The following is a 12,502-nucleotide window of genomic DNA, read 5'->3' as shown; positions in this document are numbered from 1 at the left end:
GCTCTTGGCAGGGACGTCAAGAACGGTACAACGGAGGGCCGGTGCGGCTCGACGGGGTTTTCGCCCCCGCCGCCCCTACCCGTCCCATCCCGCGAGGCTTCGCCCCGGACCCCGTTTCGGGGGCCGGCCCCCGAACCCCCGCTCCTCAATCGCCGGAGGGGCTGATTTTGAGCGGCCGAACGTTGTCAGCGCAGGCCCGCATCAACCAGCCCGTCCGGCGCTTGAGGACCAGGCCGTTCAGGCCGATGGGGGTCTGGGGCGCAGCCCCAGCGGGGTCCAGGGACCGGCCCCGGGATGGGACGGGTAGGGGCGGCGGGGGCGAAAATCCACCCGCTCCCCCAGGAACGGAAAGGTTGGCCGGCGGGAACCCCGCCGGCCAACCTCAGGCACCCGTGTTACCCGCGGGGCTTCTCACGCATCTCGTACGTCGCGATGACGTCGTCGACCTTGATGTCGTTGAAGTTGCCGAGGTTGATACCGCCCTCGAACCCTTCGCGGATCTCGGTGACGTCGTCCTTGAAGCGACGCAGACCGGAGATGGTGAGGTTCTCCGCGATGACCTTGCCATCGCGCAGCAACCGCGCCTTGGTGTTGCGCTTGACCTCGCCGGAGCGGACCAGCACACCGGCGATGTTGCCCAGCTTGGACGAGCGGAAGACCTCGCGGATCTCCGCCGTACCGAGCTCGACCTCTTCGTACTCCGGCTTGAGCATGCCCTTGAGGGCCGCCTCGATCTCCTCGATGGCCTGGTAGATCACCGAGTAGTAACGGACGTCGACGCCCTCGCGCTCCGCCATCTGCGAGGCACGGCCGGCCGCGCGGACGTTGAAGCCGATGACGATGGCGTCAGAGCCGGTCGCCAGGTCGATGTCCGACTCGGTGACCGCACCCACACCACGGTGCAGGATGCGGATGTCGACCTCTTCGCCGACGTCGAGCTGGAGCAGCGAGGACTCGAGAGCCTCCACCGAACCGGACGCGTCGCCCTTGATGATGAGGTTGAGTTCCTGCACCAGACCGGCCTTGAGGGCCTCGTCCAGGTTCTCCAGGGAGAACCGGACACCCCGGCGGGCGAAGTTGGCGTTCCGCTCACGAGCGGCACGCTTCTCTGCGATCTGACGGGCCGTACGGTCCTCGTCGACGACGAGGAAGTTGTCGCCGGCGCCGGGGACGTTGGTGAGACCGAGGACGAGGACCGGGGTCGAGGGACCCGCCTCTTCCACGTTCTCGCCCTTGTCGTCGAGCATCGCGCGGACACGGCCGTACGCGTCGCCGACCACCATGGTGTCGCCGACCCGCAGGGTGCCTCGCTGGACCAGGACGGTCGCGACGGCGCCGCGGCCACGGTCCAGGTGTGACTCGATCGCGATGCCCTGCGCGTCCTGCTCCGGATTGGCCCGCAGGTCGAGCGAGGCGTCCGCGGTGAGGACCACGGCCTCCAGCAGGCTCTCGATGTTGAGGCCCTGCTTGGCGGAGATGTCGACGAACATCGTGTCGCCGCCGTACTCCTCGGCCACCAGACCGAACTCGGTGAGCTGACCGCGCACCTTGGTCGGGTCGGCACCCTCGACGTCGATCTTGTTGACCGCGACCACGATCGGCACACCGGCCGCCTTGGCGTGGTTCAACGCCTCGATCGTCTGGGGCATCACACCGTCGTTGGCCGCCACCACGAGGATCGCGATGTCGGTCGACTTGGCACCTCGTGCACGCATGGCGGTGAACGCCTCGTGACCCGGGGTGTCGATGAAGGTGATCCGTCGCTGTTCCTCGTTGACCTGGGTGGCGACCTGGTACGCACCGATGTGCTGCGTGATACCGCCGGCCTCGCCCGCGACGACGTTCGTCTTGCGGATGGTGTCCAGCAGTCGGGTCTTACCGTGGTCGACGTGACCCATGACGGTCACGACCGGCGGACGCGGCGCGAGGAACTCCTCGCCGCCCTCGTCCTCGCCGAACTCGATGTCGAAGGACTCGAGCAGCTCGCGGTCCTCCTCCTCGGGGCTGACGATCTCGAGGACGTAGTTCATCTCGTCCGCGAGGAGCTTCAGCGTCTCGTCGGAGACGGACTGCGTGGCAGTGACCATCTCGCCGAGGTTCATCATCACAGCGACGAGCGACGCCGGGTTGGCGTTGATCTTCTCCGCGAAGTCGGTGAGGGACGCACCGCGCGACAGGCGGACGGACTGTCCGTTGCCGCGAGGCAGCATCACGCCGCCGACCGACGGGGCCTGCATGGCCTCGTACTCCTGGCGCCTCTGCCGCTTCGACTTGCGACCACGACGCGCCGGACCGCCGGGACGACCGAAGGCGCCCTGCGTGCCACCACGGCCACCGGGACCACCCGGACGACCGCCGAAACCGGGACGGCCACCGCCGCCACCAGGACCACCGGGACGACCGGCGAAACCGCCGCCACCGCCACCGGGACCACCGGGACGACCGGCGAAACCGCCACCGCCGCCACCACCGGGACGACCGGCGAAGCCGCCGCCACCGGGACGACCGCCGCCACCGCCACCGGGACGACCGCCGCCACCAGGACCGCGGCCACCTGGGCCACCGCCGCCGGGACGCGGGCTACCGGCAGCCGGACGCTGCGGCATCATGCCGGGGTTCGGACGGTTGCCGCCGGGGCCGCCGCCGGGACGCGGAGCGCCACCGGGACCACCCTGCGGACGAGGCATGCCGCCCGGAGTCGGACGGTTGCCGCCGGGGCCGCCACCGGGACGCGGAGCGCCACCGGGACCACCCTGCGGACGGGGACCACGGTCCTGGCCCGCACCCTGCGGACGCGGGCCGCCGCCGGGGGCACCAGCACCACCGGGGCGCGGGGCACCGCCCGGACGGGGCGCCTGCGGGCGCGCCATACCGGTGGAACCACCAGAGGTGAACGGGTTGTTGCCCGGACGTGGGCCGGCCGGACGGCCGCCCGGACGCGAGCCCTGACCACCCGGACGCGGCGCGCCCTGACGGTCACCGCGGTCGCCACGACCCTGGCCGCCGCCCTGAGCGGGACCCGGACGGGCACCCGGCCTCGGGGCACCGGGACGGGCGCCACCCGGACGCGGACCCGAGGGAGCCGCGGGACCCGACGATGCCGCAGGACCCGAAGGCGCCGCAGGACCCGAAGGCGCCGCAGGAGCCGACGGAGGCGCCGTGAACTCGGGCGCCGCCGGAGCCGGAGATGCCGGAGCGGGCTTCGCCGCGGGCGGCTTGGGACCCGGAGTCGGACGCGGCCCCGGAGTCACAGGCCCACCGGCCGGAGCCGCGGGCTTCTCCGCGGCAGCAGGCTTCGGGGCCGGCGGGCGCGGGGCAGCCGGACGGGCGGCCTGCGCCGGAGAGGGGGTGGCCGGCCTGGCAGGCGCGGCCTTGCGCGGGGCGGGCTTGCCGCCGCCGTTGCCCTGCTGGAGGGCGTCAGTCAGTTTGCGTACAACGGGCGCCTCGATGGTCGAGGACGCAGATCGGACAAATTCACCGAGTTCCTGGAGCTTGGCCATGACGACCTTGCTCTCAACCCCGAACTCCTTGGCGAGTTCGTATACCCGGACCTTAGCCACTTCGCTCCTTTTAGGTCCGGGTTGCGTCCGGACCGTCGCTACTTCATGGGCGTACTCATCGCGTACTCATCGAGTGCTCATCGCAATCTCGACCTGCTTTCGACTCGCGAGGTACCAGGGCCGCAACGGGGTTCCGTGCGACACGTCTTACGGTGTTGCCTTCTCGGCAACGGTCTTCTCGACAGCTTGGCGCAATGCCTCCGTGTCGAGCGGTCCCTGGGCACGCAGCGCCCGGGGGAACGCCCGGCGGCGGACCGCCAGATCAAGACAGACCAGGGCGGGGTGAACATAGGCACCCCGGCCGGGCAGCGTACCGCGATGATCGGGGACACACTCGCCCTCGACCGCCACGATGCGCAGCAGATCGTCCTTGGCCGCTCGCTCCCGGCACCCCACACACGTGCGCTCAGGGCATGCTCGGGCTGGCGTCCGGCCAGACACAATCAAGTCTACCTCCCCGCACCGACCTCACCCCTTTGGGGCATGAATCGAACGGTTGCCGCGTATAAAACTGTCGTGATCTCAGCGACCAGACGGCGCGATCTATTCCCCGCCCTGGTCGTCGGCCTGCTGACTGGCCTGCTGACCGGTCCGCTCACCGGTCCGCTCACCGGTCTGTTCCGTGTCCGGACGGATGTCGATCCGCCAGCCGGTGAGCCGGGCGGCGAGCCGGGCATTCTGCCCTTCTTTGCCGATCGCCAGGGAGAGTTGGTAGTCCGGCACGGTCACGCGCGCGGAGCGGGCCGCGAGGTCCACGACCTCGACCTTGGAGACCCGGGCCGGGGAGAGCGCGTTGGCTACCATCTCGGCGGGGTCGTCGGACCAGTCGACGATGTCGATCTTCTCACCGTTCAGCTCGCCCATGACATTGCGCACACGGCCGCCCATGGGCCCGATGCAGGCACCCTTGGCGTTCAGACCCGAACGGGTGGACCGGACGGCGATCTTCGTACGGTGCCCCGCCTCCCGGGCGATGGCGGCGATCTCGACGGATCCGTCGGCGATCTCCGGCACTTCGAGAGCGAAGAGCTTCTTCACCAGATTGGGATGCGTCCGGGACAGCGTCACGGAGGGCCCACGCACACCCTTCGCCACCCGGACCACGTATGACCTCAGCCGCATCCCATGCTGGTACGTCTCGCCGGGAACCTGCTCCTGCACCGGCAGGATGGCCTCCAGCTTGCCGATGTCCACGAGTACGTTCTTGGGATCCCGCCCTTGCTGCACCACACCGGTGACGATGTCGCCCTCGCGGCCCGCGTACTCGCCGAGCGTCGCGTCGTCCTCGGCGTCGCGCAGACGCTGCAGGATGACCTGCTTGGCGGTGGTGGCGGCGATACGGCCGAAGCCGGTCGGGGTGTCGTCGAACTCGCGGGGCTCCTGGCCCTCTTCGAGGTCCTCGGGGTCCTCCTTCGCCCACACGGTCACGTGGCCGCTCTCGCGGTTGAGCTCCACGCGCGCGTGGCGACGGCTTCCCTCGGTGCGGTGATAGGCGATGAGGAGGGCCGATTCGATCGCTTCTACCAGCAGGTCGAAGGAGATCTCCTTCTCCCGTACCAAGCCCCGCAGGGCACTCATGTCGATGTCCACGGCTACGCCTCCTCCTCTTCCTTCATGTCCTTCTTGTCCTTGCGGCTGAACTCGACCTGGACGCGCGCCTTGGCGATCTCCTCGAAAGCGAGCCTTCTGGCGGTGGCCTTGCGCCCCTTCACACCGGGTACTTCGAGGTCCACACCCTCGTCGTCCACCTCGAGGATCCGAGCGACCACCTCGCCGTCCTCGGCCAGCTGGAACTTCACGAGCCGGCCGGCGGCACGTACGTAGTGACGGTGTTCTCTGAGCTCGCGCTCCGCACCGGGCGTTCCCACCTCGAGGGTGTACTCACCCGCGCCCATCGCGTCCGTCTCGTCGAGCTTCGCCGAGAGCGCGCGGCTCACATCGGCGATCTGGTCGAGGTCGGCACCTTCGTCGGAATCGACGACGACGCGCAGCACACGCTTACGTCCGACCGAGTCCACTTCGATCTCCTCGAGATCGAGTCCCTGGGAGCTGACGAGCGGTTCCAGCAGTCCTCGCAGCCTCTCGCTCTGGGTGGTGCTCATCCGGGTGACTCCTCGGCCGCGTGTGCTGTTGTGGGTAGGTCGCGTGTCAGGTCAAAGGGTATCGGGTCCAGGAGGGTGTTGCCGTCCACCGGCATCACCGCGGGTTACCTTGATCCGGGGCAGGCGCCTCCCGGAGCTCCGGTCGCCGCCCTTCCTTTCGTACGAGCCTGCCGAGGACGTCTGCCTTGTCGTTCACCCTGCCGTCGCGCTCGCCCTCGGGGCCGCGCCGAAGGAGCCTGCTCGCCTCAGCCGCCGGTGCGGGCGCCGCACTGCTCACGGGCTGCTCCGCCTCCGACTCCTCCTCCGGGACCACCAAGGAGGCCACTTCCGCCGCCGATCGGGCACGCGCGCGTGCGGCACGCGACAGCGAAGGGCTCGCGGCGCGCTACGCGGCCGTGCTCGCCGCGCATCCTGCGCTGGCGCCGGCCCTGACACCGCTGCGTGCGGAGGTCGTACGGCACGCGGAGGCGTTCGGGGGCGGGAAGCGGGCGTCTGCCACTCCCAGTGCCTCAGCGTCTTCGGCGTCTTCGGCTTCTTCGTCTCCCGCTGCTTCCGCGAGTGCTCCGGCCGCAGGCGTGCCGGCCCGCGAGGAGGACGCCCTCGCCGAGCTGGCCTCGGCCGAGCGGGCGCTGGCGGACCGGCGTACGAAGGCGCTCGAGGAACTGCCGGGAGAGCTGGCGCGGCTGCTGGCCTCGGTGGCGGCGGCCGGTGCGGTGCACGTGTACTTGTTGACGGAGGGCGGGAAGTGAGCGGGTCCGGGAGTTCCGAGGTTTCCGGGAAGGCGGAGGCGTCGGGCGAGCTGAAGGCCGTGCAGGCCGCGCTGCGAGCCGAGCACGCCGCGGTGTACGGGTACGGGATCGTCGGCGGAAAGGCAGGCGAGGAGCGGCAGGCCGAGGCGCAGGCGGCGTACGACGCGCATCGGGCCCGGCGCGATGCGCTCACGCGGGCCGTGCGGGATCTGGAGGGGAAGCCCGAACCGGCGGCGGCCGCTTACGCGCTGCCGTTCCCGGTGACCGACGTGGACGCGGCCGTGCGGCTCGCCGTCGAACTCGAGGAGCGGGTGGCCGGTGTGTACTCGGATGTCGTACGGGCCGCCGGGGGCGAGCGGCGGCGCGATGCCGCTCAGGCCTTGCGGGAGGCGGCGGTCCGGGCGGCACGCTGGCGTGGCGGGAGCGTAGCCTTCCCTGGTCTCACCGAGCGGACAGCGCCGGCCGGGCCACGGTCGACACCCCGCACGTAACGCATGTAACGCACTTCGGGCACGTAGTGCACACAGAACACGTCGAGCACGTGGGAAGGGAACACTCGCGTATGGCTTTCGAACCGCCGCAGCGGCTCGTCAGGGCGCTCGGCGAGACGGTGCCGGCCGGTGACGACTGGCTGGAGAAGCTGCCCGAGACAGCTCAACAGGCTGTCTCCGTACGCGAGTTGACAGTAGAGCGGGTGCAGGTGCCCGGCGGTCGCAGCAGTCTCGTGGTGCTGGTGCGGCTGCCCGACGGGACACCCGCCGTCCTCAAGCTCGCGCCACCGCGCGCGCGGCCGGAGGGCGAGCGGGCCGCGCTCGCGCACTGGGACGGACGGGGCACGGTGCGGCTTCTCGAGTCCTCGGGTCATGCCAGTCCCTCCGGGACCGGTGGTGTGCTGCTCCTGGAGCGGTTGCATCCCGATGTGTCCGTGCGGTCGTTGCCCGAGGCGAAGTCGATGCTGGAGGCGGCCGGGACGTTGCGGCGGCTGTGGGTCGAGCCGCCTGCCGGGCACACCTTCGAGACCGTGGCCGAGCGGACGGGGCGGCAGGCCGAGGTGATGCGGGCGGGCGCCGACGCGGAGACGCTGCCGCTGGTGGACGCGGCGCTCGCGGTCCGCGAGCAGCTGCTCGCGGCTCCGCCGGAGTCGCGGCTGCTGCACGGCACGTTCCGCCAGAGCAAGGTCCTCGCCGGCGAACGCAGCCCCTGGCTGGCCGTTGGGCCGGATCCCGTCGTCGGCGAGTGCGCCTTCGATCTGGCGCGCCTGGTCCGGGACCGTGTCGAGGACCTGATCGCCTCGCCGTCCGGCCCGGCGACAACCCGTCGCCGGGTCAAGCGCCTGGCCGAGTCGCTGGACGTGGACCAGGAGCGGTTGCGGGGGTGGACGCTGTTCCGGGCGGTCGAGTCGGGGGTGCGGGCTCGGCGGGTGGGGCGGGGCCAGCATGCGGAGCTGTTGCTGGAGTTCGCGGGGTGGTTGTAGGGGGTGCTGGGTGGCCGTGGGGTGGGTCGCCCCCGCCGCCCCTACCCGTCCCATCCCGGGGCCGGCCCCGAACCCCACCAGGGGCTCCGCCCCCAGACCCCCATCGGCCTGAACGGCCTCGTCCTCAAACTCCCCCAGCTACCGCTGGGAGGTGCCCCCAGACGGGCTGATTGATGCCGGTCTCGGCTGCAAAGGTTCAGCCCAGCAGTGCAGCCCAGTCCGCGCAAAATCAGCTCCTCCGGCGTTTGAGGAGCGGGGGTTCGGGGGCTGGCCCCCGAAACGTCCGGGGCGGAGCCCCCTCGGGGCGCCTGGGGGCGCAGCCCCAGCGGGGTCCAGGGGCGGAGCCACTGGCGGGGGGCCCGGGGGCCGGCCCCCGGGATGGGACGGGTAAGGGCGGCGGGGGCGAACCCAACCCGTCGCGGCGACGGCCCCGTTATGCCGTCAGGCGGGCGATGGCCTCGGCCGCCGTCAGCTCCTCGCGTTCACCGGTGCGGCGGTCCTTGAGCTCTAGGACGCCCTCGGCCGAGCGGCGGCCGGCCACCAGGATCTGGGGGACACCGATCAGTTCGGCATCCGTGAACTTGACGCCCGGCGAGACGCCGGCGCGGTCGTCCACCAGGACGCGCACACCCGCCGCACCCAGCTTCTCCGAGACGTCGAGCGCGAGTTCGGTCTGCAGGGCCTTGCCGGCGGCGACGACGTGCACGTCGGCGGGGGCGACCTCGCGAGGCCAGCACAGGCCCTGCGAGTCCGCCGACTGCTCGGCCAGCGCGGCCACCGCACGCGAGACACCGATGCCGTACGAGCCCATCGTCACGCGAACCGGCTTGCCGTTCTGGCCGAGGACATCGAGCTTGAAGGTGTCGGCGTACTTGCGGCCCAGCTGGAAGATGTGACCGATCTCGATGGCGCGGTCCAGCTGGAGGCCGGTGCCACAGGCGGGGCAGGGGTCGCCCTCCTCGACGACGACCACGTCGAGGTAGTCGTCGACCTCGAAGTCCCGGCCGCAGACGACGTTGCGCGCATGCTTGTCCGGCTTGTTGGCACCCGTGATCCAGGCCGTACCGGGCGCCACGCGCGGATCGGCGATGTAGCGGACCTTGTCCAGACCCTGCGGGCCCACATAACCGCGTACGAGATCCTCACGGCCCACGAAGTCCTCGGCCGTCACCAACTCCACCTCCGCCGGAGCCAGATGCTCGCCCAGCTTGCCGAGGTCGACCTCGCGGTCACCGGGGACACCGACGGCGACGATCTCGCCGTCGACCTTGACGAGGAGGTTCTTGAGGGTGGCGGAGGCCGGCACGCCCAGGTGCTCGGCGAGGGTCTCGATGGTCGGGGTGTCGGGGGTGTCCAGCTCCTCGACCGGACCGTGCTCGACGCCCTCGACCGGTGTGAGTGCGAAGGTGACGGCCTCCGTGTTCGCGGCGTAGTCGCAGGCCGGACAGTCCACGAAGGTGTCCTCACCGGCCGCGGCGGGCGCGAGGAACTCCTCCGACGCCGAGCCGCCCATCGCGCCGGAGACGGCGAAGACGATGCGGTAGTCAAGGCCCAGACGCGCGAAGATCTTCTGGTACGCCTCGCGGTGCAGCCCGTACGCCTCCACCAGGCCCTCGTCCGTGGTGTCGAAGGAGTACGAGTCCTTCATCTGGAACTCACGGCCGCGCAGCACACCGGAGCGGGGGCGGGCCTCATCCCGGTACTTGGTCTGGATCTGGTAGAGGATCACCGGCAGATCCTTGTAGGACGAGCACTGGTCCTTGACGATCTGGGTGAAGATCTCCTCGTGCGTGGGCCCCAGCAGATAGTCGGCGCCCTTGCGGTCCTTGATGCGGAAGAGGAGATCGCCGTACTCGTCCCAGCGACCCGACGCGTCGTACGGCTCGCGCGGCAGCAGGGCGGGCAGCAGAACCTCCTGACCGCCGATGGCGTCCATCTCCTCACGCACCACGCGCGCGACGTTCTCGAGGACCTTCTTGCCGAGCGGCAGCCAGCTCCAGATACCGGCCGACGTGCGGCGCACATAACCGGCGCGGACGAGCAGCTTGTGGCTGAGCGTCTCGGCGTCCGCCGGGTCGTCGCGCAGTGTCTTGATCATCAACCGGGACATGCGCTGGACCTGGGCCATGATTCTTAACTCCTGCCGGATAAGGGTGATGGCTAGGAGGTTAGCCGGGCGGTACCGGGCGGCGGAAATCGATTCGCGCCCCGGCGGCTAGCGCCTGCGAAGGGGAAGGTGGGCGCCCATCACCGCGTACGGCTTCGGGGCGCTGGGGAACAGGACGTTGCGGGCCAGGTCCTCGTAGCCGAGTGAGTGGTAGAGGCCACGGGCCGGGCTGTCCTTGTCGATGGCCGAGAGGATCGAGCGGGGCTGGGTGGCGCTGTCCGTGATGGTGGTGATCAGGGCGCGGCCGATGCCGCGGTTCTGGTAGTGCGGGTGGACGTGCAGCTCGGTGATCACGAAGGAGTCGTCGAGCCAGGCCTCGTGGCCCTGGCTGCGCAGATAGGGCTCGACGACGGTGGACCACCAGTGCACACGGTCGTTGGGCATGCCGTAGACGAAGCCGACGAGCCGGCCGTCGGGAGTGGTGGCGCCGAATGCGCGGGCGCCGGGATAGGTGAGATGCCGCAGCACGATCTGCCGCCGTACGGCGATCTCGTCCGCACCGAGCCCGAAGGCCACGGCCTGCACGGCGAGCGCCTCGTCGATCCGCGCGGCCAGATCCAACGGGCCGATGACGACGTCGTCGGGCGTACGGGGGCCCTGACCGGGGATGCGCAGCATGCCCGGAGACTACCTTTGCGCTCCGCTGGGTTGCGCCGGATACCACGGTTGTCTGTTGGCTGCGGGTTCGTCGTGGCTGGTCGCGCAGTTCCCCGCGCCCCAAAAGGGGCTGCGCCCCTAAAGGGCTCGGCCCCAGAACAGCGCGCCTCGGAAACAGGACGATTCAGAACAGCACGCTCATGAACGCGCCGATCTCCTGGAAGCCCACCCTCTGGTACGTGCGTCGAGCCGCGGTGTTGAAGTCGTTGACGTAGAGGCTGACGACGGGGGCCACGTCTGCGAGGGCGTAGCGCAGGACGGCTGCCATGCCAGGGGCCGCCAGGCCCTGGCCGCGGTACTCGGGGGCCACCCAGACGCCCTGGATCTGGCAGGCCTGGGGGGTCGCGGCGCCGATCTCCGCCTTGAAGATCACCCGGCCGTCTCGGCCGAGGCGGGCGAACGAGCGCCCGGAGCCGACGAGTTCGGCGACCCGGGCCTGGTAGAGGAGCCCGCCGTCACCGGCCAGCGGCGAGATGCCGACCTCCTCCGTGAACATCGCCACGCAGGCGGGCATGATCGTCTCCATCTCGTCCTTGCGGATCCGGCGGACGTACGGATCCGGGACGATGTCGGACGGAACCCGGTCGGTGACCATCAAGGGCTGGCGGGGGCGGACCTCGCGGGCGGGACCCCAGTTCGGCTCGAGCAGCCGCCACAGCTGGGCGGTGGCCTCGGCCGGGCCGACTATGGAGGAGCAGCGCCGGCCCGCGCGACGGGCCCGGTCCGCGAAGGCGCGTACGGCACGGGGGGTGGCGCCGATCGGGACCAGGTTGGCGCCTGCGTAGCAGAGGGACGTCAGCATGCCGTCCTCGTACCAGCCCCACATCTCGCCGCCGAGCCGCCACGGGTCGAGGCCCGCGATCTGCACCCGGGAGGTCACGAAGGCGTTCACGACAGGCTCGCGGTCGAGGACGGCGAGCGCGGCGTCCAGGTCACTCGGTTCGAGGACCCTGGTGGTGGTCTGCGTCAACACGTACGGGGGCCTCACCCTGGGATCTGCTGATTCCCCGCACTGTACCTGGCGAAAATAGGCGCCGCCGCCCGATACCGGAGCCCTCCTGACGGCGCTGGGGACGCGGGGGTCAACCGCGACTTCTGGGGTGGGCGCGGCGGTGGCAGGTCAAACCCTCCGTCGGCTCCGCCTCCCGTCAGTCCGCCACCGAAACCGAAGGCTCCCCGGAGGCGATTCCGTCCGCCTCCATCTGTTCGGCGATCTTCATCGCCTCCTCGATCAGGGTCTCCACGATCTTCGACTCGGGCACCGTCTTGATGACCTCGCCCTTCACGAAGATCTGCCCCTTGCCGTTGCCGGAGGCGACGCCCAGGTCCGCCTCCCTCGCCTCGCCCGGCCCGTTCACGACACAGCCCATGACCGCGACCCGCAGAGGGACCTCCATGCCCTCCAGACCGGCCGTGACCTCGTCGGCCAGCTTGTAGACGTCCACCTGGGCACGGCCACACGACGGGCAGGACACGATCTCCAGGCGTCGCTCCCGCAGCCCCAGCGACTCCAGGATCTGGATGCCGACCTTGCACTCCTCCGCGGGCGGGGCGCTCAACGACACCCGGATGGTGTCGCCGATGCCCTCGCTCAGCAGCGCGCCGAAGGCGACCGCCGACTTGATGGTGCCCTGGAAGGCGGGGCCGGCCTCCGTCACACCGAGGTGCAGCGGGTAGTCGCACTGGGCGGCCAGCTGCCGGTAGGCGTTGACCATCACCACCGGGTCGTTGTGCTTGACCGAGATCTTGATGTCCCGGAAGTCGTGCTCCTCGAACAGCGAGGCCTCCCACAA

General features: G+C 70.6%; 11 protein-coding genes. 3 read left to right on the top strand and 8 right to left on the bottom strand.

Annotated elements, in window-relative coordinates; genetic code table 11:
• Window positions 1-395 precede the first annotated feature (395 nt).
• The 4 genes from infB to rimP all read right to left on the bottom strand — a co-directional run bounded on the left by infB (window position 396) and on the right by rimP (window position 5,662).
• Window positions 396-3,560, bottom strand: coding sequence for a translation initiation factor IF-2 (gene infB, locus ABD357_RS34525; RefSeq protein WP_344395175.1), 3,165 nt, complete (start codon window positions 3,558-3,560; stop codon window positions 396-398).
• A 147-nt stretch (window positions 3,561-3,707) separates the two neighbouring features.
• Window positions 3,708-4,001, bottom strand: a complete 294-nt coding sequence (locus ABD357_RS34520) for a YlxR family protein (RefSeq protein WP_344395222.1) — start codon at window positions 3,999-4,001, stop codon at window positions 3,708-3,710.
• A 102-nt stretch (window positions 4,002-4,103) separates the two neighbouring features.
• Complete coding sequence (gene nusA / locus ABD357_RS34515) at window positions 4,104-5,150, bottom strand: transcription termination factor NusA (RefSeq protein ID WP_344395174.1); 1,047 nt, start codon at window positions 5,148-5,150, stop codon at window positions 4,104-4,106.
• A 2-nt stretch (window positions 5,151-5,152) separates the two neighbouring features.
• Window positions 5,153-5,662, bottom strand: a complete 510-nt coding sequence (rimP, locus tag ABD357_RS34510) for a ribosome maturation factor RimP (RefSeq protein ID WP_344395173.1) — start codon at window positions 5,660-5,662, stop codon at window positions 5,153-5,155.
• A gap of 185 nt (window positions 5,663-5,847) precedes the next feature.
• Here rimP and ABD357_RS34505 point away from each other — a divergent pair, with 185 nt between their 5' ends.
• The 3 genes from ABD357_RS34505 to ABD357_RS34495 all read left to right on the top strand — a co-directional run bounded on the left by ABD357_RS34505 (window position 5,848) and on the right by ABD357_RS34495 (window position 7,885).
• Window positions 5,848-6,411 (top strand): hypothetical protein, encoded by a 564-nt coding sequence (locus ABD357_RS34505; RefSeq protein ID WP_344395172.1) that lies wholly within the window; start codon window positions 5,848-5,850, stop codon window positions 6,409-6,411.
• A complete protein-coding gene (locus ABD357_RS34500; protein WP_344395171.1) occupies window positions 6,408-6,902 on the top strand; it encodes a ferritin-like domain-containing protein in 495 nt (164 codons plus the stop codon). The genes ABD357_RS34505 and ABD357_RS34500 overlap by 4 nt, the downstream gene beginning before the upstream one ends.
• Window positions 6,903-6,973: 71 nt before the next feature.
• Window positions 6,974-7,885 (top strand): aminoglycoside phosphotransferase family protein, encoded by a 912-nt coding sequence (locus ABD357_RS34495; RefSeq protein ID WP_344395170.1) that lies wholly within the window; start codon window positions 6,974-6,976, stop codon window positions 7,883-7,885.
• 433 nt (window positions 7,886-8,318) lie between these two features.
• Here the strand turns inward: ABD357_RS34495 and ABD357_RS34490 are convergent, their stop codons facing one another.
• The 4 genes from ABD357_RS34490 to ABD357_RS34475 form a co-directional block, all read right to left on the bottom strand.
• Window positions 8,319-10,013, bottom strand: a complete 1,695-nt coding sequence (locus ABD357_RS34490) for a proline--tRNA ligase (RefSeq protein WP_344395169.1) — start codon at window positions 10,011-10,013, stop codon at window positions 8,319-8,321.
• 87 nt (window positions 10,014-10,100) lie between these two features.
• Entirely contained in the window at window positions 10,101-10,670 is a 570-nt protein-coding gene (locus ABD357_RS34485; RefSeq protein ID WP_344395168.1) for a GNAT family N-acetyltransferase, read from the bottom strand.
• A 163-nt stretch (window positions 10,671-10,833) separates the two neighbouring features.
• Complete coding sequence (locus ABD357_RS34480) at window positions 10,834-11,682, bottom strand: GNAT family N-acetyltransferase (RefSeq protein WP_344395166.1); 849 nt, start codon at window positions 11,680-11,682, stop codon at window positions 10,834-10,836.
• 175 nt (window positions 11,683-11,857) lie between these two features.
• Window positions 11,858-12,502 (bottom strand): flavodoxin-dependent (E)-4-hydroxy-3-methylbut-2-enyl-diphosphate synthase (locus ABD357_RS34475; RefSeq protein WP_344395165.1); only part of this gene is annotated, 645 nt, incomplete at its 5' end.

This window comes from Streptomyces vastus (genome assembly GCF_039532825.1).
Taxonomy (GTDB): Bacteria; Actinomycetota; Actinomycetes; order Streptomycetales; family Streptomycetaceae; genus Streptomyces; species Streptomyces vastus.
Note: the sequence above shows the minus strand (reverse complement) of the source record. Positions and strands in the feature narration are given on the sequence as shown.